This is a genomic window from Bacillus cereus group sp. BfR-BA-01524, assembly GCF_022662595.1.
GTDB lineage: Bacteria > Bacillota > Bacilli > Bacillales > Bacillaceae_G > Bacillus_A > Bacillus_A thuringiensis_S.
The window spans coordinates 22263-47360 of sequence record NZ_JAKUDW010000041.1; the positions used below are offsets into that span (position 1 = coordinate 22263).

The window sequence follows — 25098 nt, forward strand, 5'->3', positions numbered from 1 at the left end:
GGAGAGTGGTTCGATTGATGAATCGTGTTATCCTCGTTGGTCGTTTAACTAAGGACCCTGACTTACGTTACACGCCCAATGGTGTTGCAGTAGCTACTTTTACGTTAGCTGTGAATCGCGCATTTGCGAATCAACAAGGTGAGCGTGAAGCTGACTTTATTAATTGTGTAATATGGCGTAAACAAGCAGAAAACGTAGCAAATTATTTGAAAAAAGGAAGCTTAGCAGGCGTAGATGGACGTCTTCAAACTCGTAATTACGATGGACAAGACGGTAAACGTGTATATGTAACAGAAGTTCTTGCGGAAAGCGTACAATTTTTAGAGCCGCGTAATGGCGGTGGGGAGCAACGTGGTTCATTCAATCAGCAACCATCAGGAGCTGGTTTCGGTAACCAAAGCTCTAACCCATTTGGTCAATCTAGTAATTCAGGTAACCAAGGTAACTCTGGATTTACGAAGAATGACGATCCATTTTCAAATGTAGGTCAACCGATCGACATTTCCGACGACGATTTACCGTTCTAATACAGTAAATTTGTTAGTTTTAACAAAGAATGGAGGGAAATAGACATGGCAGGACGCAAAGGTGGACGTGCGAAACGTCGTAAGGTGTGTTTCTTCACAGCTAACGGCATCACTCGCATTGACTATAAAGATGTTGATTTATTAAAACGTTTCGTTTCTGAGCGTGGTAAAATTTTACCTCGTCGTGTAACAGGGACAAGCGCAAAATACCAACGCAAACTTACAGTTGCAATTAAACGTGCTCGTCAAATGGCACTTTTACCATATGTTGGTGAATAATAGCGTATGAAATGCACAGTAGAGTCGGACTCTACTGTGCATTTTGCTATGCTTTTCTTTTTTGAAAGAGAGGTTAAAATGTGAAACAAACAAAGTTTATTACAGAAGGCGCAGCGTTATTAGCTATATATGCAATTTTATTGCTTATATCTATGTATGTTCCGATTTTGGGTACTGTTGTAACTTTTGCGTTGCCGTTACCATTTATACTATTAACGATAAGACATAAACTATCTAATGTGCTTGTGGTTTTTGTAGCGGCACTTTTTGTTACTATTATTGTGAGTCAACCCATGAATTTAGTGAAGACCATTATGTTTGGATTGATAGGGATTGTTTTAGGATATATGTATAAAACAAGAAAAAAACCAGTGGAAATCTTAATAGCGGGGACGCTTGCATACTTAATTGGTTTTGTACTTATTTATGTTGCGAGTATAAAGTTTTTCAACATAGATATAATGAAGCAAATGCAAAGTATGTTTAGTGAAAGTATGGTGCAAAGTGAAAAGATAGTAAGTGCTATAGGTATGCCGATTAGTAAGGAACAAAAAGAGTTACTTACACAAATGAACGATATATTACAATCGTTATTTCCAAGTATACTTGTTCTAGTTTCAGTATGTTTTTCTTGGATTACAGTGATAATATCAGGTAGTGTTTTGAAAAAGTTAAAACATGACATTATACCTTGGCCTAAATTTAAAGATATACAATTACCAAAGAGTATTGTTTGGTATTACGTTATATTTATTTTGTTAGCAACTTTTATAAAAGTAGAACCAACATCATATTTACATATGGTATTTTCTAACCTATATGTCATATTTGCACTATTGCTTGTACTGCAAGGTCTGACATTCATCTCCTTTTTAGCGTATAGAAAAGGTTTTACTAAAGGGGTTCCTATTATTAGTTTTATTGTATGCATGTTTATTCCGATGCTGTTTCCTCTTGTGACAATCTTAGGTATAATTGACTTAGGGATTTCATTGCGTTCTAAAATAGGGGAATAGGGTAATATTCCTTATACTATTTTAATCTGTTTAACTAACTGGAAGGTGAGTTAGTTTTACTTTATAGGAGTTGTATACATGCCTGAATTTGATAAGAAACAGTGGTTTTTATATCCTGTTTATGTATTGGCATTTTTTGTATTTGTTCTCATTTCAATTCTCTGTTATTTTCATTTAATTATGGGGATAGCTGCTTTTGTCATTTTTTGTATCGTATTCTTTATCGTTATACGATTTGAACTTAATTTTCAAAGGAATTTCGAAAAGCATACGACAGATATGATTACGAGGGTAAAGAAAGTAAGTAACGAAGCATTTAACCAAATGCCGATTGGTATTTTGTTATACAATAAGGATTATGGGATTGATTGGGCAAATCCTTATTTATCTTCATGTCTGGGACAGCATGCATTAGCTGGATGGCACCTTTACGATGTATCAGAAACATTACTTCTTTTCATTAAAGGAGAAACTTCTGATGATATAGTCTCTTTAAATAATCGAAAGTTTCGCGTTTTTGTAAGGAAAGAAGAAAAGTTAATTTATTTCTTTGATGTAACGGAACAAACAGAAATCGAAAAGATGTACGAGGATCAACGAACTGTTTTAGCTGTCATTTATTTGGATAATTATGATGAAGTTACACAAGGATTAGATGATCAATTACGTACGAATATAACAAGTCTTGTGACATCGCGACTAAATGAATGGGCACTTAAGTATGGTGCGTATTTAAAACGTGCATCTTCAGAAAGATTCTTCGTTGTGTTAAATGAAAGTATTCTGACGCAGATGGAGAAAGGGAAATTTAGTATTTTAGATCAGGTGCGTGAAGAAACATCTAAAAGGAATATACCACTTACATTAAGTGTAGGTGTCGGATCAGGTGATTTACCTTTATCAGAGCTTGGGGCAATGGCTCAATCTGGTTTAGACCTTGCGCTTGGGCGTGGGGGAGACCAAGTAGCTATTAAACAAGCGACAGGTAAAGTTAAGTTCTATGGAGGTAAGACAAATCCGGTTGAAAAACGTACCCGTGTACGTGCTAGGGTCATTTCGCATGCGTTAAAGGATTTAGTATTAGAAAGTAGTAATGTCATTATTATGGGGCATAGGGCTCCTGATATGGACGCAATTGGTGCTGCGATTGGTATTTTAAAAGTGGCTCAGTTAAATGAGCGTAAAGGATATATTGTGTTAGATGAAAATGATTCCGATAAAGGAATTAAGCGCTTGATGGACAAAGTGAAACAAAATGAGGAGTTATGGTCTCATTTTATTACTCCAGAGCAAGCGATGGAGTTTGCAAATGATGAGTCGTTGCTTGTTGTTGTCGATACGCATAAACCTTCTATGGTGATGCAGCAAAAACTGTTACATAAAATTGAAAATGTAGTAGTTATTGATCATCATCGCCGTGGAGAAGATTTTATTGAAGATCCATTGCTAGTTTACATGGAACCATATGCTTCTTCAACGGCAGAATTGGTTACAGAATTGCTTGAGTATCAACCGAAAAATTTAAAGATGACAATGTTAGAAGCAACGGCATTGTTAGCGGGTATTATTGTCGACACGAAAAGTTTCACATTCCGGACGGGGGCTCGTACGTTTGATGCTGCTTCTTATTTACGTTCACATGGTGCAGATACTGTACTTGTACAAGAACTTTTAAAGGAAGATATGGATCAGTATTTACGGGTTGCAAAAGCTATAAAAAATGCGTACATTTATAAAAATGGAATTGCGATTGCTAAAGTTGATAGTGATGATTACTACGATCAAGTGCTTATTGCGCAATCAGCTGACACGTTACTAACAATGACAGGAATTATTGCATCATTTGTTGTTGCGAAACGTGGCGAGAATCTCATTGGAATTAGCAGCAGGTCTTTAGGTGAAGTGAATGTGCAGCTAATTATGGAAAACTTAGGTGGTGGCGGGCATTTGACAAATGCAGCCACACAAATGAAAAATGTTACAGTAGATGAAGCTGAGGAGAAGCTTCGATTTGTTATTGATGACTATTTACAGGGAGGCACACAATCATGAAAGTAATTTTTCTAAAAGACGTAAAAGGTAAAGGTAAAAAAGGAGAAGTAAAAAACGTACCAGATGGCTATGCAAATAACTTCTTACTAAAACAAGGATTGGCTGCTGAAGCAACAAATAGCAGTATGAAAACTTTAGAAGCTCAAAAGCGTAAAGAAGAAAAAGATGCAGCAGCAGAAGTTGAGAATGCAAAAGAGCTGAAAGAAACATTAGAGAAATTAACTGTAGAAGTAAAGGCGAAATCTGGAGAAGGTGGCCGTTTATTCGGTTCTATTACGAGCAAACAAATCGTAGATGCGATGCAAAAATCACATAAAATTAAACTTGATAAACGTAAATTTGAAATGGATGATGCAATTCGTGCATTAGGCTACACAAATGTAACAGTGAAATTGCATCCGCAAGTAACAGCGACAGTAAAAGTTCATGTTAGTGAACAATAAAAATAAATTAAGCAAGGAGGATTGCGTATGAGTGATGTACTTGCTGATCGTACCCCTCCGCATAATATAGAGGCCGAGCAGGCGGTTTTAGGGGCCATATTAATTGATCAAGATGCGTTAACGTCAGCATCGGAGTTATTGGTACCTGATTCATTCTATCGAACGAAACATCAAAAGATTTTTGAGGTCATGCTTGGGTTATCTGATAAAGGAGAACCGATCGACTTAGTAATAATGACATCAGCGATGGCTGATCAAGGATTACTAGAAGAAGTTGGTGGAGTGTCTTATTTAGCAGAGTTAGCAGAAGTTGTTCCAACAGCTGCTAACGTTGAATATTATGCACGTATCATCGCTGAAAAGGCACTTTTACGTCGTTTAATTCGAACAGCGACTCATATTGTCTCGGATGGATATGAGAGAGAAGATGACGTGGACGGCCTTTTAAATGAGGCCGAGAAAAAAATATTAGAAGTATCCCATCAAACAAATGCAAAAGCATTTCAAAATATTAAAGATGTTCTTGTAGATGCTTATGATAAAATTGAACTTTTGCATAATCAAAAAGGTGAAGTTACTGGGATACCAACTGGATTTACTGAATTAGATAAGATGACGGCAGGTTTCCAGCGAAATGATTTAATCATCGTAGCAGCACGTCCGTCAGTGGGGAAAACTGCATTTTCATTAAATATCGCACAAAACGTAGCGACGAAAACGGATGAAAATGTAGCGATTTTTAGTTTGGAGATGGGCTCCGATCAACTTGTTATGCGTATGCTTTGTGCAGAAGGAAATATCGATGCGCAAAGACTTCGTACCGGGTCATTAACTTCTGATGATTGGGCGAAATTAACAATGGCGATGGGTAGTCTTTCAAATGCCGGTATATATATTGATGATACACCGGGAATTAAAGTAAATGAGATTCGAGCAAAATGTCGTAGACTAAAGCAAGAACAAGGTCTTGGCATGGTTTTAATTGACTACTTACAGCTTATTCAAGGAAGTGGGAAATCAGGTGAGAACCGTCAGCAGGAAGTATCTGAGATTTCTCGTACTTTAAAAGGGATTGCACGTGAATTGCAAGTGCCTGTTATTGCCTTATCACAGTTATCTCGTGGTGTAGAATCTCGTCAGGATAAACGCCCGATGATGTCTGATATTCGTGAATCTGGAAGTATTGAGCAGGATGCTGATATTGTAGCTTTCCTATATCGTGAAGATTACTATGACCGTGAAACGGAAAATAAAAATACGATTGAAATTATCATTGCAAAACAACGTAATGGTCCGGTAGGTTCAGTAGAGCTTGCGTTCGTTAAAGAATTTAATAAATTCGTCAATTTAGAACGACGCTTTGAAGATGGGGCATAAAGGCAGTATAAAAAAGAAACACATTTCTTATAATAAGATGTGTTTCTTTTTTTATGGGATAAAGATAAGGCTTTCATAAGGTGAAAATATAATTCTTACGAACGAAAATGATTTTTAATAAAAAAATGTTCGCTTTTTGGTTGACTTCTTTTTCGGTTTTGGTACAATTATATTGTTTGAATAGATCGTTTGAAAATTGCGGAGGTGCTTTAATAATGTCTTCAGTAGTAGTTGTAGGAACACAATGGGGCGACGAAGGAAAAGGTAAAATCACTGATTTTCTTTCTGAGCATGCGGAAGTAGTTGCAAGATATCAAGGTGGAAATAACGCGGGACATACAATTGTTTTCGGCGGAGTTAAATATAAGTTACACTTAATTCCATCTGGTATTTTCTATAAAGAGAAAATTTGTGTAATCGGAAATGGCTTAGTAGTAGATCCGAAAGCATTACTTGAAGAGTTAAAATACTTACACGACCGTGGTGTAAGTACTGATAATTTACGTGTAAGTAACCGTGCACACGTTATTTTACCTTATCACTTAAAACAAGATGAGTTAGAAGAAGCTAGCAAAGGTGATAACAAAATCGGTACAACGAAAAAAGGTATCGGTCCTGCATATATGGATAAAGCTGCTCGTATTGGTATCCGTATGGCTGATCTTTTAGACCGTGAAGCATTTAAAGAGAAGCTCGAGCGCAATTTAGTAGAGAAAAATCGTTTGTTTGAAAAAATGTACGATACAGAAGGTTTCAGCGTAGAAGAAATCTTTGAAGAGTACTTCGAATATGGACAACAAATCGCACAATATGTATGCGACACATCTGTTGTATTAAATGATGCACTAGATAACAATCACCGTGTATTATTTGAAGGTGCACAAGGTGTTATGCTTGATATTGACCACGGTACGTACCCATTCGTTACATCTTCTAACCCGATTGCGGGTGGTGTAACAGTTGGAACTGGAGTTGGCCCTGCGAAAGTTGCTCGAGTTGTAGGTGTATGTAAAGCATATACAAGCCGTGTTGGTGACGGTCCATTCCCTACTGAACTTAATGATGAAATTGGTCATCAAATTCGTGAAGTTGGTCGTGAGTACGGAACAACAACTGGTCGTCCACGCCGCGTAGGTTGGTTCGATAGCGTTGTTGTAAGACATGCACGTCGTGTTAGTGGTTTAACGGATCTATCATTAAATTCTATCGACGTTCTAACAGATATTCCAACTCTTAAAATTTGTGTTGCTTACAAATACAATGGCGAAGTTATTGATGAAGTTCCAGCAAACTTAAACATTTTAGCGAAATGTGAGCCTGTATATGAAGAGCTTCCAGGTTGGACAGAAGATATTACTGGTGTAAAATCATTAGACGAGCTTCCTGAAAATGCACGAAAATACGTAGAACGTGTTTCTGAGTTAACAGGAATTCAATTATCTATGTTCTCAGTTGGACCAGATCGTAACCAAACAAATATTGTTCGTAATGTATACGAAGCTTAATTGATATTTTAAGAAAAAACTCATGTCCGCATGAGTTTTTTCTTATCTTTTATAAAAAAATGAAAAAAAGTGTTGCGAAAAATACAGAATACATGTTATGATACATCTTGTCGTCACGAAAATATGACGTTGGTGAGTATGAGCCATTAGCTCAGTTGGTAGAGCATCTGACTTTTAATCAGAGGGTCGAAGGTTCGAATCCTTCATGGCTCACCATTTTATTTTTCGTGGCCCGTTGGTCAAGTGGTTAAGACACCGCCCTTTCACGGCGGTAACACGGGTTCGAATCCCGTACGGGTCATGTTTTTTTTTGCTTATTTTTGGTCCCGTGGTGTAGTGGTTAACATGCCTGCCTGTCACGCAGGAGATCGCCGGTTCGACCCCGGTCGGGACCGCCACTTTTGTTTATACCACCATTAGTGGTTTTATATATAGTTTTGGCTCGGTAGCTCAGTCGGTAGAGCAGAGGACTGAAAATCCTCGTGTCGGCGGTTCGATTCCGTCCCGAGCCACTCTCAGGATATTAAGTGGGCCCACTTAATATCCTTTTTATTTATGTAATTTTACAAAACTGAGTAGTTATTTTAAAATAGAACGAGGAGCCTCTAGCAGTTGAAGCTAGAGGTTTTTCTATAGATCGTATAGGATTCCGTGTAAAAGTGGATCATACATGAGTCTATGAGAATAGAGGAGAAAATACTTAAACAAAGGATGCGGTCATATAGGACATACTATGTAAACATCAATATGTTTAGGGATTATTGACCATATTTTTATAAGGAGGAAATAGACGATGATGGGAAAGAAAATTTTAGTAGTTGATGATGAAAAGCCGATTGCAGATATTTTGAAGTTTAACCTAGAAAAAGAAGGTTTTGAAATAGTAATGGCGCATGATGGTGATGAAGCAATTGAAAAGGCTAATGAAGAACAACCAGATATGGTTTTATTAGATATTATGCTACCAGGTAAAGATGGCTTAGAGGTTTGCCGTGAAATACGTAAAAGCTCAGAAATGCCGATTATTATGCTTACAGCAAAGGACTCTGAGATTGATAAAGTATTAGGGCTTGAGCTTGGGGCCGATGATTATGTAACGAAGCCATTTAGTACGAGGGAATTACTTGCTCGTGTGAAGGCGAATTTACGCCGCCATCAACAGGGTGGTGCTGCAGAAAAAGAAGAAAACACAGAAATGGTTATTGGACCAATTGTTATTAATCCAAATGCATATAGTGTAACGAAGCGCGAGGAAAATATCGAGCTTACACATCGTGAATTTGAGTTGCTACATTATTTAGCGAAACATTTAGGACAAGTTATGACACGCGAACATTTATTACAAACAGTTTGGGGTTATGACTATTTTGGAGATGTGCGCACAGTAGACGTAACAGTACGTCGTTTGCGTGAAAAAATTGAAGATAATCCAAGCCATCCTACTTTAATTGTAACTAGACGTGGAGTAGGGTATTACTTGCGTGACCCAGAGCAGGAATAGTATATGAAGAAAGTTGGTTTTTTTCAATCTATTCATTTGAAATTTGTGCTTATATATATGCTATTAATATTAATAGCGATGCAAGTTATTGGGGTGTATTTCGTAAGGGAATTAGAGAAGAGCCTAGTACAAGGTTTTAGGGATTCTTTAACGCAGCAAACAAACTTATTATCATATAACTTGAAACAAGAGTTTAAAAAAAGTTATACAAAAGCAGAAACAGAGTCAACAGATGAAACAATTAAAACTTCTATTCGAAAATTTGCCTCTGATCAAAAGAAAGTTATACAAGAGGTAAGTGTATTTGATTCGCATAGAAAGTTACTGGCTATTTCAGATGAGTCAAAGCAGAATAAGGTGAATAGAACATCAACTGATATAGCTGTTCAGCGAGTGTTAGTACAAAAAAAGCCAGAAGTGAAAATTGAGAAGGATGGTAGTACAGGCCATCGTGTTCAAGTTATGCTTACTCCGATTCTAGATGATAATGGCAAGGATGCGCTTGGTGTTATATACATCGTTGCATCTATGGAAGATGTATATAAACAAATGAAGGATATAAATCAAATTTTTGCTACGGGAACAGTAATTGCCTTATTAGTAACAGCCGTACTTGGAATTTTATTGGCTCAAACAATTACAAGACCAATTTCAGATATGCGGAGACAAGCAATTGAAATGGCAAAAGGAAATTATTCGAGAAAAGTAAAAGTGCATAGCCATGATGAAATTGGACAACTTGCATTATCCTTCAATAATTTATCAAAAAAATTACAACAAGCTCGTTCTTCTACAGAAAGTGAAAGGCGTAAATTATCATCTGTTTTATCACATATGACAGATGGAGTAATTGCTACTGACCGAAAAGGGGATATTATTTTACTAAACGACCCTGCGGAAAAGATGTTAAATGTTTCTCGTGAAACAGCGCTCGATCAATCTGTTTTAGAGGTATTAGGGATACAGGAAGAATTTACGCTCGATCATTTATATGAAGAGCCAGATTCTGTTTTATTAGATTTTAGTACGAGAAACGAACCATATATTTTACGTGCTAGTTTCTCTGTTATTCAAAAAGAAACAGGGAAAGCAAATGGTTTAATTGCCGTATTATATGATGTAACTGAGCAGGAGCGTATAGAAAGGGAACGCCGTGAGTTTGTGGCAAACGTTTCTCATGAATTAAGAACGCCATTAACAACAATGCGCAGTTACTTAGAAGCACTTACGGACGGTGCGTGGCAAGATCCGAATATCGCACCGCAATTTTTAACAGTTACACAAGAAGAAACAGAAAGAATGATTAGACTTGTAAATGCGTTGTTACAGCTATCTAAACTTGATAGTACAGAGCACCGTTTAATGAAAGAATGGGTTGACTTTACTGATTTCTTTAATAATATTATTGATCGCTTTGAAATGTCTAAAGAGCAAAATGTAAGTTTCAAACGATCTTTCTCTAAGAAATCTAGATTTATTGATATGGATACTGACAAAATTACTCAAGTGCTGTATAACATTATTTCAAACGCATTAAAGTATTCACCAGAAGGTGGAACAGTAACATATCGCTTACGTGATCGTGGTGATTTATTAGAAATTAGCGTAAGTGACCAAGGAATGGGTATTCCAAAAGAAAACGTTGATAAAATCTTTGAACGTTTTTATCGCGTAGATAAAGCTCGCTCAAGACAAATGGGTGGTACGGGACTTGGATTAGCAATTGCAAAAGAAATGATTGAGGCACATGGTGGCTCTATTTGGGCGAAGAGTGAAGAAGGAAAAGGGACAACTATTTATTTCACGTTACCAATGGCAGCGGATGAAGAGGACGATTGGGAATGAGTATGGAAAACTTTAAAACAATAGTTTTAATTAACCTAGTTGTAATTAGTCTATTTCTTACTTTTAACCTATGGACGTATGTGCCAGATTCTACATCCATGCAAAATGCGAAATTTGTACAAGGGAATGAAGGAACGAATCAAACTAAAATTTCCGATGTTGTCCGTCCTACTTCTATCATCGTGCATAAAGATAAAAATCATTATGGGAGCAGAAGAGAGGCAGATATAGAATCAATCTATAAGCCCTTGGAAGTAGGGGAACTACATGAGTTTAGAGAGATATCAATCACTAAGGGGGATTTCCTTTCCTATGTGCATGGTGAAGGGAAAATTGAACTTGTTTTCCCTACCGATATCCCATTTGATGCAGTTAAATCCATGTTTAACATGAAAGAGAAAAGTACAGATAAGCCTAAACATTTTAATCGTATTCTCCTTGATCTTTCTAGGAGTAAGGATCAAGAAATTAAAATTAACTTTGTTTCTGATGGTGATAACTTTAAAATATATGAGACAAAATTAAGTGGTGTGTATTTAAAAGATATTGTAAATGCTCAAAATCAATTTATAGTATCAGCAAAGCCCTATTTTGATTATCAAATCAATGATATGAAAAAGTTATTTTTACCAGATGGAACGACAGAGTTAAACAATATAACATATATTTCATCTAATTTAGCAGTTGATACGTTTAAGAATGCTCTGTTTAGTGATCCTCGTTATTTAAGTCCGATTACTGAGATATCGAAAGAAACATTTACAGATGGTATTAGATCCATGGAAATTGAAAACGATCGTCACATGCTAAATTATAAAAACTCTTCTGTCTTAACTGAGAAAACGATAGATAATTTAATGCTGTTACAAAAAAGCTTTGAATTCGTAAGTGGTCACAGTGGAAGTTTGGATTCATATCGTTTGGACTATATGAATAAAGGAGAGACAGTATTTCGCTTACATGAAGATGGATATTCCGTATTCAATACAGATGGATTAGCTGAATTGAGACAAAAATGGGGATCAGAAGAAGTAATGGAATATGAAAGACCGTTGCTGTCTTTAAATACTAAAGGCATAGAACAGAAGGTTACTCTTCCGTCAGGGCATGTTGTAATAGCATCCCTAGAAAATAATCCAGAGATAAAGAAACAAGTAATTAAGGATATTGGTATTGGATACAAGTTATCACTAGATGGTCAAGTAGTTCGACTACAACCAATTTGGTATGTAAAGCTTGTTGAAGGTGAAACGGGTAAACAGAAAATCTATGAGTGGAGTGAGGGAGGACTAAATGGATTGGGATCGAATTAAAACCATATTTATTGTGACCTTTTTTGTTTTGGACCTCTTTCTCATTTTTCAATTCATTCAAAAGCAAGATAGTAATCAATTGGAGCTTATTGCAGAAACAAAGATAGATCAAGAATTAAAAGCAAACAAAATTACTATAGGGAATATCCCTAAGGAACCGAAAAAAGAGTCATTTATTAGAGCGGAAAATAAAGCCTTTAAAGAAGATGATATACAATCTTTGAAAAATCAAACGGCGCATATACAAAATATGTACAAGATAGAAAGTAAGCTAAAAGAGCCTTTTTTAAATACGAAATCATTATCAAAAGATAAGTATAATGAATTTTTGAAGAACTATGTATTGGATGGACAAAAGTATGAATTTGGAGCGGTGAAAGACTCTAAAATTTATTTCTTCCAAAAATATAAAGATAAGCCTATTTTCTATAATAATCAGGCGATGATTGTTGTGGAATTAAATGAAAAAAATGAACTTGTTTCATATACGCAGACAATGCTAACTGATTTAAAAGAAATGGGCGAAGGTGAAAAAACGAAAGAGCAAGAAATTATTACGGCTCAAACAGCTTTAGAAAATTTATATTTAAAAAATAAAATTCATGGAAATACACATGTTAAAGAAGCGCAAATTGGTTATGCCACTCTTACCGCATCTACTTCTAATAACCAAGTACTTGCTCCAACATGGAATTTAAAAACGGAGCAGAAGCAGGACTTCTTTGTGAATGCAATTGAAGGACAAGTTATGGAATTAGGGGAAAAGGAAAATCAAGTGGTTGATGAACATACTGGAGTGAGAAATAATGGGGTTGCATTTTAGCGTACTTGCAAGTGGAAGTACAGGAAATATGCTATACGTAGGAACCGATGAAAAAAAATTACTAGTCGATGCAGGTTTAAGTGGTAAAGCGACAGAGGCTTTATTTAAACAAGCAGAACTGAATATAAATGATGTATCAGGTATTCTTGTAACACATGAGCATAGTGATCATATTAAAGGGTTAGGTGTATTGGCGCGAAAATATGATTTACCCATTTATGCGAATGAGAAAACATGGAATGCAATGGAACATTTAATAGGAAATATCCCAACTGAGCAAAAATTCATTTTCTCAGTTGGGGATGTGAAAACATTTGGTGATATTGAAGTCGAATCATTTGGAGTTTCTCATGATGCGGCAGAACCGATGTTTTATGCTTTCCATAATAATAATAGGAAATTAGCGCTTATTACAGATACGGGATACGTAAGCGACCGTATGAAGGGCGTTATTAAGGGAGCTAATGCTTTCGTATTTGAAAGTAATCATGATGTGGAAATGCTTCGTATGGGACGTTACCCATGGAGCATTAAACGACGTATTTTAAGCGACGTTGGACATGTTTGTAATGAGGATGCTGCATTAGCAATGGCAGATGTAATTACAGATGAGACAAAGCATATTTATTTAGCCCATTTAAGCTTAGATAATAACATGAAAGAACTAGCCCGTATGTCAGTATCACAAGTACTAGAGGAAAAAGGATTTGGAGTGGGTGAATCCTTTGAAATTCACGATACAGATCCAAAAATGCCTACAAAAATTCAATACGTATAATTCTTCATTTTAGTAAACAATAAAGATGAATATAGTTGTTTTCAGGAAGATGGGTGAACAAATATGTCCTTTATTGATGAAGAAAATTATCGTATGAAACGTGCAGGAAAAAAGAAGCATAAAGGTATAGTTCTTTCTAGTATAGCGGGAACAATTGTAGGGGCTTCTTTATTTGCGTTTGGAGCCCCTTTATTTTCAAATTCTGCTGATACGCTTCCGCAAGCTGAAGCAAGTGGAAGTAATATGATGGCCGAAGCTCAAGGAATTAAACAGATTAGCTTTGTAGATGCTGTTGATCGTGCATCTGAAGCTGTTGTGGGTGTTATTAACATTCAACGAGATAACTTTTCAGAGGCAGATTCAGAGGCTGGTACAGGATCAGGAGTAATTTATAAAAAGACAGATGGTCAAGCTTATATTGTAACGAATAATCATGTTGTAGCTGGAGCGAATCGTATTGAAGTAAGTCTAAGTGACGGTAAGAAGGTTCCTGGAAAAGTATTAGGAACCGATGTAGTCACAGATTTAGCTGTATTAGAAATAGATGCAAAGCATGTGAAAAAAATAATTGAAATTGGCGATTCTAATACTGTTCGCAGAGGAGAGCCAGTCATTGCGATTGGAAATCCACTTGGACTGCAATTTTCGGGAACTGTTACGCAGGGTATTATTTCAGCTAATGAACGTATTGTCCCCGTAGATTTAGATCAAGATGGACATTATGATTGGCAAGTAGAAGTGTTACAAACAGATGCGGCGATTAATCCGGGGAATAGTGGCGGTGCGCTTGTAAATGCAGCAGGACAATTAATTGGTATTAATTCAATGAAAATTGCTGCAAAAGAAGTAGAAGGAATCGGACTTGCTATTCCGGTGACTAGGGCTGTTCCGATTATGAATGAGCTTGAGAAGTATGGGAAAGTAAGAAGACCGTATGTTGGGATTGAACTTAGGTCATTAAATGAAATTCCAAACTATTATTGGTCAAAAACATTACATTTGCCAGGTACTGTAACAGAAGGAGTTTGTATTTTGGATGTGAAAAGTCCTTCGCCAGGCGCGGATGCTGGTTTAAGAGAACATGATGTTATTGTGGCAGTAGATGGAAAACCGATTCGTGATATTATTGGATTCCGCACGGCCTTATATGATAAGGAAATTAATGATAAAATGACTCTTACGTTTTATCGTGGTACAAAAAGAGTAACAACAACAGTGAAATTAGGCATTCAAAAGTATTAAAAACAGGAGGGCCTACCTCCTGTTTTCTATTGTAGAAAAGTGAGGTGAAGAAAATGAATTTACCTTGTTGTTTAGAACATGTTGAATTAGCATTAGATATTATTGTGGATGAGTGTGAAGTTGCGCCAGTTATCAACAATGTGGATAACTCAGAAAAAGAGAAAAAAACATGTGAATTTTGTCAAAATGAGGCGACATATGTTGTATCGAACACAGATTCCCACACAATATGTGGGTAGTATTTGTGGATATGTGGATAAGTTTTGTGGATAACATGTTTGTAAGGTGGAGGATACGTGTGAATATCTCGATTATTTCAATTGGGAAATTAAAAGAAAAATATTTAAAACAAGGTATAGCAGAATACTTAAAACGATTATCAGCATATGCAAAAGTAGAAGTAATTGAATTGCCTGATGAAAAGGCTCCAGAAAATTTAAGTGAAGCAGAAATGTTAATTGTAAAGGAAAAAGAAGGTATACGTATATTGGATAAAATTTCTGATGACACGCATGTGATTGCTTTAGCTATAGAAGGAAAGCAAAAGTCATCAGAAGAATTTGCGGTAAGTCTAGATCGCCTTGCTACATACGGAAAGAGTAAAGTGGCATTTGTAATTGGTGGATCACTTGGACTAAGTTCAGAAGTGATGAAGCGTTCAAACGAATCACTTTCTTTTTCAAAGATGACATTACCACACCAATTGATGCGATTAGTGTTGCTTGAGCAAGTGTATAGAGCGTTTCGGATTAATCGTGGGGAACCTTACCATAAGTAAGGTATTCTATGTAAAACAAAGGTAAGACGCTGATATTATCATATTTATTTTATTATGCCTATAACTGGAGGCTATGTGAATGGTAAGTGATCAGACGAGATATTCTAGGCTCGCGAATATAACAAAAATAATAAATACAAAATTAGAACTACGTGAAGTATTACAGCGTGTGACAATGGCGATATCAGAGGAGATTGTTAGGTGCGATGCTGTTGGAATTTATTTACCCCAGGAAGATGGAACATTTAGAGGATTTGCAGGAAAACCAGAGACCATAAATGGCGTAACGCTCGATACTCAGGTAATTGATCCTGAAGTAGATTTATTGGCAAAAGAAGTTATTGAAACGAAAAAAACCATCTATATTCCTGATACCTCAAAGGATCATCGACCAGATCCGAGACCAGTTGATGCGTTTAAAATTAAGTCCTTATTAGCTCTGCCTATCTCATTTAGGCAAGAGTTATTTGGTCTGGTTTTTTTATTTGATTATGGGATTCCGATGAACTTAACAGATTCAGAAATTCAAAGTGTTGAAGCTTATGTAAATATGGCCGCGGTCGCAATTCAAAACGCAAATAATTTAACACAAAAGGAAAACCTTATTGCTGAGAAGCAGCTGTTACTAAATGTTACCCGTGATTTATCAATGTGTTCCTCGATACAGGAGAGTTTTGATAAATGCTTTTTTTACTTAGAACAGATTTTAGAAAGTAAAAATATGACTGCCCATCTTCTAGATCCGCTAGACAAAACAACGATTAAAACAACGAAATTAAGTAAGGGCTGTGATTGGACAGAGAAAAGCTATGAAGCCAAGATCCAAGAGGTTATTCAAACAAAAAATATAGATAGTAAGGATTTATTGATGATTCCATTGGTTTCAATGGGAGAAGTATTAGGGGTAATCGTCGTTGGCAAAGAAGGAAAAGCTCACAATTATGATAATTCTCAAATTCAACTAGCAAAATCTATCGTTGATGCCACAGCCCCTACGTTTTCAAATTTGTTATATATGGATAAATTAGAAAGTATAGTGGAAGAGCGAACGGGAGAGCTAGCTGCTGCTAATGAAAAAGTTACAAGTGTGATTGAATGTATTACGGATGGATTCTTTACTTTAAATAATAAATGGGAATTTACGTACGTAAATAAGCACCAATATTTTCCGCAAAGAAAAACAGCAAAAGATGTATTAGGAAAGAATATATGGGATGTTTTCCCGAGTGACATCGACACAGTTATGTATAAGGAATTTCATCGTGCAATGTCAGAGCGAACTACAGTTCATTTCGAATTTCTTTCTACTGCAGATGAATATTGGCACGAAGTTATTGCATACCCGTATGATGATGGTATTTGCTGTATTTTTAAAAACATAACGGAAAAAAAGAAATATGAACAGGAATTGAAAAGATTATCTAACATTGATTTAATAGGGCAAATGGCAGCAGGTATCAGCCATGAAATTAGAAATCCAATGACAACGGTACTAGGATTTTTGCAGTTATTAAAAGAAGAGAATACCTATGAGAAACATAATAAGTACTTTCATTTAATGATTGAAGAACTTAACCGTGCCAATTCTATTATTACTGAATTTCTCTCAATGGGGAATACAAGGAAATTGGATTTGCAGATGTTAGATTTAAATTCAATTATCCGCGATATTATTCCTTTAATAAAGGTTGATACGCACAATCAAAATAAGTATATTCAAGTCGATACAAATGACATTCCGGAATTACTTTTAAATCGTAATGAGATACGGCAATTATTAATGAATCTATATCGTAATGGCTTAGAAGCGATGAATACAGGGAAAGTTCTAACCATTAGCACCTACAAGGAAGGTCAAAATTGTGTGGTGCTTGCAGTGCGCGATCAAGGAAAAGGTATTAGGCCTGAAGTATTAGAAAAACTGGGTACGCCATTTTACACGACCAAAGATAATGGAACTGGATTGGGGTTAGGTGTATGTTATGCCATTGCTGCCCGCCATAATGCAAAAATAGAAATTAAAACAGGATCAGAAGGCACTACATTTTTTGTTAAATTTAATTATAAAGATAATAAAAAATAACCTTATTTAGGTTAGTTATGATGAACCGTATCATAAATAAATTTATTCTTTGCATATAAAAAGGATAAAAAGACCATTGGACAAAAATTACCGATGGTCTTTTAAATATTATTAGATGGTATGTAGATTTCCTAAAATAAGTATGTTTCTATTTCCATAAAAATATGCTGTAATATGAAGAGGAAAAAGTATAAGTAGTTAGAGAAGTGAGGAATTAAAGGTGAAGAAGTTTAAGAAGTTTTACTTGGAGATTACGAGTGTGTGTAATCTTGCGTGTAGCTTTTGTCCGCCGACGGAAAGGCAGAAGCAATTCATTTCTGTAGAGGATTTTGCTAAAAGATTAGACCAAATTAAACCTCACACAGACTACATTTATTTGCACGTGAAGGGTGAGCCATTGCTCCATCCGAAAATAGATCAACTATTAGACTTAAGTCATGAAAAAGGGTTTAAAGTTAATATTACAACGAACGGAACGTTAATTAATAAGAGAAGGCATAGACTGTTAAATAAGCCCGCGTTAAGACAAATGAATTTTTCACTGCATAGTTTTGATGGGCACCCAGGTTCGCAAGATAAAGAAGGCTATGTAAGGAGTATACTTTCCTTCATTAGGGAAGCGACAAGTCAATCAGATTTAATTGTATCGTTAAGGTTATGGAATTTAACTCAGGATAATAAAACAAATGCTGAAATCCAGAAAAATAGAGAGTTATTATCCATAATTGAAAATGAATTTGATCTATCTTATCAGATTGAAGAGAAGCTTACACCAGGAAAAGGTATAAAAATTGCAGAACGTGTCTTTATTAATCAAGACTATGAATTCCAGTGGCCAGCATTACATGAAGAAGAGGATGATGGGAAAGGATTCTGTCATGGACTTCGTAATCAGGCAGGGATTTTAGCCAATGGGACGGTTATTCCTTGTTGTTTAGATGGTGAAGGGATTATTAACCTTGGAAATATTAATAATGATTCATTTTCTAACATTATAGAAGGTGAAAGAGCAACAAACATTGTCGATGGATTTTCAAAAAGAGTTGCGGTTGAAGAACTTTGTAGGAAATGTGGATACCGCAAAAGGTTTGGGAAGTAAATATAAAATAAGCCCTCATAAAGCGAGGGCTTATTTTTTTATTCTTGATAAGAATGCTCTAATTCATCAATTAATGAACCAACGTAAGAAACAGCTTTACGGATTGCATCTGGTTTTGACATATCTATTCCGGCATGTTTCATTAGTTCAAGTGGTTTCATTGTACCACCAGCGCGAAGCACATCTAACCAGCGATCAATAGCAGGTTGTCCTTCTTCTTTAATCATTTGAGCTACTGCAGTAGATGCAGTGAGGCCTGCGGAATATGTGTAAGAATATAGCCCCATATAATAATGAGGCTGACGCATCCAAGTTAAGCCCGCACCTTCATCGATTTCCACAGAATCTCCCCAGAATGTCGAAAGGACATTTGTTTTAATTTCAGTTAAAGTTGTAGCTGTAAGGGCCTGTCCTTCTTCTGCTAGAGCATATACTCTACGTTGATATTCACCCTCAAGTAAATGAGTAACAAAGTTGTGATAATATGTGCCGAGTAGTTGTAGAATGACCGATCTGCGCATTCTCTTATCGTCGGTAGTCGCTAGTAAATGCTGAGCTAATAGTAATTCATTCATAGTTGATGGTGCTTCAACAAAGTACATAGATGGACGTACGTTCATGATACGTTGATTTTTATTTGCTAAATAGAAATGACCAGCATGTCCAAATTCATGTGCTAATGTGAAGCATCCACGCATCGTATTTTGCCATGTAATTAAAATATAGGGATGAGAGCCGTATGGACTTGAGCAAAATGCCCCTGTTGATTTGCCTACGTTATCTGCAAGATCTACCCATCTTTCTTTGAATCCTTTTTCGATTATGGAACTATATTCATCGCCTAATACTTTTAAAGAATCTTGAATGAGCGTGCCTGCTTCTTCATAAGTAATCGCCGGATTAAATTCGGGATCTAAAGGTGCATGTAAGTCACAGAAAAGCATTTGATCGAGTCCTAATACTTTCTTTTTTAAATCTGCAAAACGGCGCATATGAGGTGCTAATTCTTTATAAATAATATCAAGTTGGTTGTTATACGTTTCAAGTGGAACCTTTTGTGGTTCTAATAGCATATGGGTAACGGATTCATATTTACGTAAACGAGAAAGTGTTACTTGTTTTTTTACTTCGGTAGCATATGTAGTCGCAACTGTATTTTTATAGCGTCTCAAAGTGGAAACAAATGATGAGTATGCTTTTCTACGTATGTATGCGCTTGGAGAAAATTCATATTTGCTTTCAAATAATGCGAAAGAAACAGGGAGTTCGTTTCCTTGTTCGTCTTGTATAGAAGTGAAATCCATATCTGCCAATTTAGTCATGCCGTAAATTTTGTATGGAGAACTATGAACTTCGCCAAGTGCAGCAAGTGCTTCTTCTGTTTCAGGAGAGAGTGTGTGCTGCCTTTTTTGGAGTATTTCTAGTAACGACTTACGGAAAGGTTCGAGTTTTGTTTCTTCAGTTAAATATTTTTCAATTGTTCCTTCGTCGAATGAGAGGATTTCATTATGAATAAAGGATAGTGCAGTATGTACTTTCGTCCATAAAGCAGAAATTTTGGAAGAGTTCGCTTGAATGATTGGATTTGTACGATCAGTAGATTCTTTTAAATTTGCATATGAGTACAGTTTTGTTAACTTCATTAAAAGCTCTTCTTCTAAAAGTAGACAATTTAATAAAGTTGTGGAGTTAGTATGTAACCGTCCTTTAAATGCATCAAGTTTCTGTATATTATTTTCTAATACGTTTAATGCGGTATGCCACTCATCATCAGACTTATACAAATCAGACAAATCCCATTTTAGTTCGTTAGGTACTTCCGCACGAACAAGACGATTCTCAATTATAGTTTTCATGTCTTACATCCCCCTTATTAAAAGCATCTAAAAATATGATACTAGAAAATTCAGTAAAATAAAAATATTTTACATTTTTATATATGAAAAAGAAGGAGAAGCATAGAAATGCTTCTCCTTCTTTTTAAATTTAAGAATTAATATACTTTGTCACCATTGAAAATCGAGTTTTTCACGACAACATAATCTACAGTACGAATAGCATCTAGTTTTGTTCCACCAGCGTAAGAGATAGAAGATTGAAGATCTTGTTCCATTTCGATTAACGTATCTTCTAAAGAACCTTTATGCTCAACGAACATTTTCTTACCTTCAACGTTTTTCTTCTCACCCTTTTGGAATTCAGAAGCAGAACCGAAGTATTCTTTATAAAGTTTGCCATCTCTTTCGATAGTTTCCCCTGGAGACTCTTCGTGACCAGCGAATAGAGAACCGATCATTACCATAGTTGCCCCAAATCGAATAGATTTAGCTACGTCGCCGTGTGTACGAATACCACCATCAGCGATAATTGGCTTACTTGCAGCTTTTGCACACCAGCGAAGTGCAGCTAGCTGCCAACCACCAGTTCCGAAGCCTGTTTTAATTTTAGTAATACAAACTTTACCAGGTCCAATACCAACTTTTGTTGCATCAGCACCAGCATTTTCTAATTCTCTTACCGCTTCTGGAGTTCCAACGTTTCCAGCGATAACGAAGCTCTCTGGTAAATGTTTTTTAATATGTTGAATCATGTTGATCACAGCATTAGAATGACCGTGTGCGATATCAATCGTGATATATTCAGGTGTAAGTTGCTCAGCAGCTAATTGTTGTACGAATTCATATTCGTCCTCTTTTACACCAACGCTGATAGAAGCGATTAATCCACGTGATTGCATATCTCTAATGAATGAGATTCGTTTCTCTGGTTGGAAACGATGCATGATATAGAAGTAATTGTTTTCAGCTAAATAAGTTGCGATTCTTTCATCAATAATCGTTTGCATATTTGCAGGCACGACAGGTAATTTAAATTTATGTTTTCCTAAAGTGACAGTTGTATCACATTCAGAGCGGCTATTTACAATACATTTTGCAGGAATTAATTGAATATCTTCATAGTCGAATACGTTTTCCATCATTTACACCCCTAAAATACGAATATTTTATTTTTATTAATCAAAAATGTTCGTCCATAGGATAATTTACATTATTTTTATTAAGAAGTCAAAGGATTTCTTAACGTTTTTTGAAAAAGTAGATTTTATATCTGAAAAACAACGTTAAAAACGAATTTAAAACGTTTTTTTAATTGTATTGTTCGTTTATGGAAAAGGTTGAAAAATTGAGATAATTACACAAGATTGTATGTATTCTTTTTATTTTTTGGTAGGGCGAGGGTACTATGAAAGGGTTAATGCTAACAATACGAGCAAAAGATGTTATCAATTAGTTGAACAATATATGAAATGATAAGGTTTATTTCTATATAAAAAGATGAATCTGGCATGATCCACCTTTTTATGTGAGGTTTCAAGTATAATAAGTAGGGTGATAGTAACGTATACAAAAGATAAAAAAGAAAATAATACAGAATAAAATGAGGTTAATATATGAGTAAAAAAAGTTTTTCTGATTATAAATTAAGTAAGGAAATTGTAAGGGCACTTACTGGGTTAGGATATGATCATCCAACAGAAGTACAAGGTGAGGTTATTCCAGTCGCATTACAAAAGAAGGATCTTGTTGTGAAGTCCCAGACTGGAAGTGGAAAAACAGCTTCATTTGGTATTCCACTTTGTGAAATGGTGGAGTGGGAAGAGAATAAACCACAAGCATTAGTTTTAACACCAACGAGAGAGCTTGCGGTACAGGTAAAAGAAGATATTACGAATATAGGTCGATTCAAAAGGATTAAGGCTGCGGCAGTTTATGGGAAATCTCCATTTGCACGTCAAAAATTAGAATTAAAGCAAAAGACACATATTGTAGTTGGGACTCCTGGTCGTGTGTTGGATCATATTGAAAAGGGTACCCTTTCTTTAGAGTGTTTGAAGTATTTAGTTATTGATGAAGCAGATGAGATGCTAAATATGGGCTTTATCGATCAAGTAGAGGCAATTATTGATGAATTACCTAAAAAAAGAATGACAATGTTATTTTCAGCAACACTTCCAGAAGATGTTGAAAAATTATCTCGTACATATATGAATTCACCAATTCATATTGAAATTAAAGCGGCCGGGATTACAACGGATAAAATTGAACATACTCTTTTTGAGGTGATAGAAGACGAGAAGCTTTCACTACTTAAAGATGTAACAACGATTGAGAATCCTGATAGTTGTATTATTTTCTGTCGTACACAAGAAAATGTAGATCATGTATATAGACAGTTAAAACGAGCTAACTATCCTTGCGACAAAATACATGGTGGTATGGTACAAGAAGATCGTTTTGAAGTCATGGATGATTTTAGAAAAGGGAAATTCCGTTATTTAGTAGCAACAGACGTGGCTGCGAGAGGAATCGATATTGATAATATTACACATGTTATTAATTATGATATTACACTTGAAAAAGAAAGCTATGTACATCGTACTGGAAGAACGGGACGAGCTGGAAATAGTGGAAAAGCTATTACATTTATAACACCATATGAAAATAGATTTTTAGAAGAGATTGAGGATTATATTGGTTTTGAAATTCCAAAGGCAATTGGACCTTCAAAAGAAGAAGTTATGAAAGAGAAAGCTGCATTTGAAGAAAAGATACATGCTAAACCAATTATAAAGAAAGATAAAAATGCGGACATAAACAAAGGCATTATGAAGCTGTACTTTAATGGCGGGAAGAAAAAGAAAATTAGAGCGGTAGATTTCGTCGGTACAATTGCTAAAATTAAAGGTGTTACAGCAGAAGATATAGGCATTATTACGATACAAGATAACGTTTCTTACGTTGAAATATTAAATGGAAAAGGACCACTTGTCTTGAAAGTCATGAAGACTACAACGATTAAAGGGAAACAATTAAAAGTTCATGAGGCAATTAAGTAAATAAAAAACTATCCACTTTAATAGGTGGATAGTTTTTTATTTATGATTTTTTCAAATCATCAACTAGTTGCTCTGCTAAACGTCTATACATATTACTCATAGTCACGAAGGATGTTAGTAGTAGAAATTTTTCTAGCTTTGTATCTTCTAAGGAAGAAATCTCATTTACTTCTGTAACACGTTTATTTACGTCTTGTTTAAAGCTTTCGACATTGCTTTCAGTAAGAGTAAGATAATTTTTATATACCGCATTTAATTCAAATGAATCATCGTTTAATAAGGAGTCATTTATATTTTCTAATGAACTTTTTATATCGTTAATGGAGAGTGCGCCCTTTAATTGGTAAATCAGGCTAATTAAAATCATATGCTCTTTTGAATACTTTTTATTTTTGATAGGGATAAATAGTTTCCCTTTTGCGTAATTATTAATCATCGTTTTTGTTAATACTTTTTCATCATCAGTTCTCGTTGTATCTGCATAAGTATTCTCAAATAGTTGGACAACTTGGTCTACATATAAGTCAACATTTGGAATATCCTCAAGTTTAATATTTTTTTCTAAATGTAATGTCTCAAGTAATTCATTTATATTTTCCACGTAGAATCCCTCACTTTTATAACTTAGTGGAACTTAATGTTTAATATATCTTTAAATATGGTATTACGAAACAAATGAATTGTAAATGTTGACCTTAAAAAGAAATGTGTATATAATTACATGTAGTTATCGAAACTACATGTAATTATATGAGGGGTGTTATTATGAATACTTATGTAAGGGAACCAGTTAACGCATTTACTCACTTAGGTGGAGCGATATTATCATTTATTGCCTTATTAGCTATGCTTGTGAAAGTTTCTATTAAGATGCCATCATTTGCTGCAATTACAGCTGTTATTTTGTTTGGTATTGGAATGATGGTCCTTTATACGGCGTCAGCTGTGTATCATAGTGTTGTGGCCAATGAACGTGTTATTTACTTCTTTAGGAAGCTAGATCATTCTATGATTTTTATATTAATTGCAGGTACATATGCACCCTTTTGCTTGATTACATTAAATTCAGCAAGTGGTTTACTATTATTTTGTTTAGTCTATGCAACTGCGATTTGTGGCATTGTATTTAAAATGTTTTGGTTTAATTGTCCAAGATGGTTATCGACAGCAATTTATATTACGATGGGTTGGTTAATTGTTTTATTCTTTGCACCGTTAGCTGAGAATTTAAGTACAGGAGGCATTATTTTCTTAGTACTTGGAGGCATTTTTTATACAATTGGTGGATTTATTTATGGAACAAAGCCAAAATGGTTAGAGTTTAAATATATGGGGCATCATGAAATTTTTCATGTTTTTGTATTATTAGGTAGTCTTGCGCATTTTCTAAGTGTATATTGTTACGTAATTTAATAAAAAAACGCCACATAATATGAAGTGAACCCGAATAGTGGTACATGAAAAAAACACCTCCTGAATTCGCATACTAAGTATGCAAATTCAATGGAGGTGTTTTTGGTTTGAAGACAAGAGTTCATTA

The 25098-nt window shown here is 35.3% G+C and carries 22 protein-coding genes and 4 tRNA genes; 23 read left to right on the forward strand and 3 right to left on the reverse strand.

The window, feature by feature from the left end:
• Positions 1-14 precede the first annotated feature (14 nt).
• The 21 genes from ssb (at position 15) to MR170_RS16335 (ending at position 18661) form a co-directional block, all read left to right on the forward strand.
• Positions 15-527: a single-stranded DNA-binding protein gene (gene ssb, locus MR170_RS16235; RefSeq protein ID WP_016093691.1), complete on the forward strand. Its 513-nt coding sequence runs from the start codon at positions 15-17 to the stop codon at positions 525-527.
• A 45-nt stretch (positions 528-572) separates the two neighbouring features.
• The gene (gene rpsR / locus MR170_RS16240; protein WP_000918873.1) at positions 573-806 is read left to right on the forward strand and encodes a 30S ribosomal protein S18; all 234 of its coding nucleotides are present in this window, start codon (positions 573-575) and stop codon (positions 804-806) included.
• Positions 807-886: 80 nt separating this feature from the next.
• Positions 887-1822 carry a YybS family protein gene (locus MR170_RS16245; protein WP_016079545.1) on the forward strand — a complete coding sequence of 312 codons (936 nt, stop codon included), beginning with the start codon at positions 887-889 and terminating at the stop codon, positions 1820-1822.
• A 78-nt stretch (positions 1823-1900) separates the two neighbouring features.
• Positions 1901-3874 carry a DHH family phosphoesterase gene (locus MR170_RS16250; RefSeq protein WP_016079546.1) on the forward strand — a complete coding sequence of 658 codons (1974 nt, stop codon included), beginning with the start codon at positions 1901-1903 and terminating at the stop codon, positions 3872-3874.
• Positions 3871-4317 carry a 50S ribosomal protein L9 gene (rplI, locus tag MR170_RS16255; RefSeq protein WP_000864237.1) on the forward strand — a complete coding sequence of 149 codons (447 nt, stop codon included), beginning with the start codon at positions 3871-3873 and terminating at the stop codon, positions 4315-4317. Before MR170_RS16250 ends, rplI begins: the two co-directional genes overlap by 4 nt.
• Positions 4318-4344: 27 nt before the next feature.
• Entirely contained in the window at positions 4345-5694 is a 1350-nt protein-coding gene (dnaB, locus tag MR170_RS16260; protein WP_001286147.1) for a replicative DNA helicase, read from the forward strand.
• A 215-nt stretch (positions 5695-5909) separates the two neighbouring features.
• Positions 5910-7199 carry an adenylosuccinate synthase gene (locus MR170_RS16265; protein WP_242308640.1) on the forward strand — a complete coding sequence of 430 codons (1290 nt, stop codon included), beginning with the start codon at positions 5910-5912 and terminating at the stop codon, positions 7197-7199.
• 140 nt (positions 7200-7339) lie between these two features.
• Positions 7340-7415: transfer RNA gene (locus MR170_RS16270), tRNA-Lys, on the forward strand.
• A gap of 13 nt (positions 7416-7428) precedes the next feature.
• Positions 7429-7500, forward strand: a tRNA-Glu gene (locus MR170_RS16275).
• A 21-nt stretch (positions 7501-7521) separates the two neighbouring features.
• A tRNA-Asp gene (locus MR170_RS16280) sits at positions 7522-7597 on the forward strand.
• A 41-nt stretch (positions 7598-7638) separates the two neighbouring features.
• Positions 7639-7711 (forward strand) — tRNA-Phe (locus tag MR170_RS16285).
• 281 nt (positions 7712-7992) lie between these two features.
• The gene (gene walR / locus MR170_RS16290; protein WP_000971865.1) at positions 7993-8700 is read left to right on the forward strand and encodes a cell wall metabolism DNA-binding response regulator WalR; all 708 of its coding nucleotides are present in this window, start codon (positions 7993-7995) and stop codon (positions 8698-8700) included.
• A gap of 3 nt (positions 8701-8703) precedes the next feature.
• Positions 8704-10545 carry a cell wall metabolism sensor histidine kinase WalK gene (gene walK, locus MR170_RS16295; protein ID WP_000755367.1) on the forward strand — a complete coding sequence of 614 codons (1842 nt, stop codon included), beginning with the start codon at positions 8704-8706 and terminating at the stop codon, positions 10543-10545.
• Entirely contained in the window at positions 10542-11858 is a 1317-nt protein-coding gene (locus tag MR170_RS16300) for a YycH family regulatory protein (RefSeq protein WP_242308642.1), read from the forward strand. Before walK ends, MR170_RS16300 begins: the two co-directional genes overlap by 4 nt.
• The gene (locus MR170_RS16305; protein WP_016079548.1) at positions 11839-12681 is read left to right on the forward strand and encodes a two-component system regulatory protein YycI; all 843 of its coding nucleotides are present in this window, start codon (positions 11839-11841) and stop codon (positions 12679-12681) included. Before MR170_RS16300 ends, MR170_RS16305 begins: the two co-directional genes overlap by 20 nt.
• Positions 12665-13459, forward strand: a complete 795-nt coding sequence (locus tag MR170_RS16310) for an MBL fold metallo-hydrolase (protein ID WP_016079549.1) — start codon at positions 12665-12667, stop codon at positions 13457-13459. The genes MR170_RS16305 and MR170_RS16310 overlap by 17 nt, the downstream gene beginning before the upstream one ends.
• 63 nt (positions 13460-13522) lie before the next feature.
• A complete protein-coding gene (locus tag MR170_RS16315; RefSeq protein WP_016079550.1) occupies positions 13523-14701 on the forward strand; it encodes a S1C family serine protease in 1179 nt (392 codons plus the stop codon).
• A gap of 53 nt (positions 14702-14754) precedes the next feature.
• Positions 14755-14940 carry a CxxH/CxxC protein gene (locus MR170_RS16320; RefSeq protein WP_001052827.1) on the forward strand — a complete coding sequence of 62 codons (186 nt, stop codon included), beginning with the start codon at positions 14755-14757 and terminating at the stop codon, positions 14938-14940.
• Between the two features lie 59 nt (positions 14941-14999).
• Positions 15000-15479 (forward strand): 23S rRNA (pseudouridine(1915)-N(3))-methyltransferase RlmH, encoded by a 480-nt coding sequence (rlmH, locus tag MR170_RS16325; RefSeq protein WP_001027003.1) that lies wholly within the window; start codon positions 15000-15002, stop codon positions 15477-15479.
• A 79-nt stretch (positions 15480-15558) separates the two neighbouring features.
• On the forward strand, positions 15559-17562 hold the full coding sequence (locus MR170_RS16330; protein ID WP_242308644.1) for a GAF domain-containing sensor histidine kinase: 2004 nt from the start codon (positions 15559-15561) through the stop codon (positions 17560-17562).
• Between the two features lie 220 nt (positions 17563-17782).
• The gene (locus MR170_RS16335) at positions 17783-18661 is read left to right on the forward strand and encodes a radical SAM/SPASM domain-containing protein (protein ID WP_000713633.1); all 879 of its coding nucleotides are present in this window, start codon (positions 17783-17785) and stop codon (positions 18659-18661) included.
• Positions 18662-18699: 38 nt separating this feature from the next.
• Here the strand turns inward: MR170_RS16335 and pepF are convergent, their stop codons facing one another.
• Positions 18700-20517: an oligoendopeptidase F gene (gene pepF / locus MR170_RS16340; RefSeq protein ID WP_242308646.1), complete on the reverse strand. Its 1818-nt coding sequence runs from the start codon at positions 20515-20517 to the stop codon at positions 18700-18702.
• A gap of 137 nt (positions 20518-20654) precedes the next feature.
• Positions 20655-21638, reverse strand: a complete 984-nt coding sequence (gene guaC / locus MR170_RS16345) for a GMP reductase (protein WP_000432447.1) — start codon at positions 21636-21638, stop codon at positions 20655-20657.
• 474 nt (positions 21639-22112) lie between these two features.
• On the opposite strand from guaC, the gene MR170_RS16350 reads away from it, so the two are divergent.
• Positions 22113-23558 (forward strand): DEAD/DEAH box helicase, encoded by a 1446-nt coding sequence (locus tag MR170_RS16350; RefSeq protein WP_242308649.1) that lies wholly within the window; start codon positions 22113-22115, stop codon positions 23556-23558.
• A gap of 40 nt (positions 23559-23598) precedes the next feature.
• On the opposite strand, the gene MR170_RS16355 is transcribed toward MR170_RS16350, so the two are convergent.
• The gene (locus MR170_RS16355) at positions 23599-24159 is read right to left on the reverse strand and encodes a DUF1836 domain-containing protein (RefSeq protein WP_029443708.1); all 561 of its coding nucleotides are present in this window, start codon (positions 24157-24159) and stop codon (positions 23599-23601) included.
• Positions 24160-24323: 164 nt separating this feature from the next.
• Here MR170_RS16355 and trhA point away from each other — a divergent pair, with 164 nt between their 5' ends.
• Complete coding sequence (trhA, locus tag MR170_RS16360) at positions 24324-24971, forward strand: PAQR family membrane homeostasis protein TrhA (protein ID WP_001099728.1); 648 nt, start codon at positions 24324-24326, stop codon at positions 24969-24971.
• Positions 24972-25098: the final 127 nt, after the last annotated feature.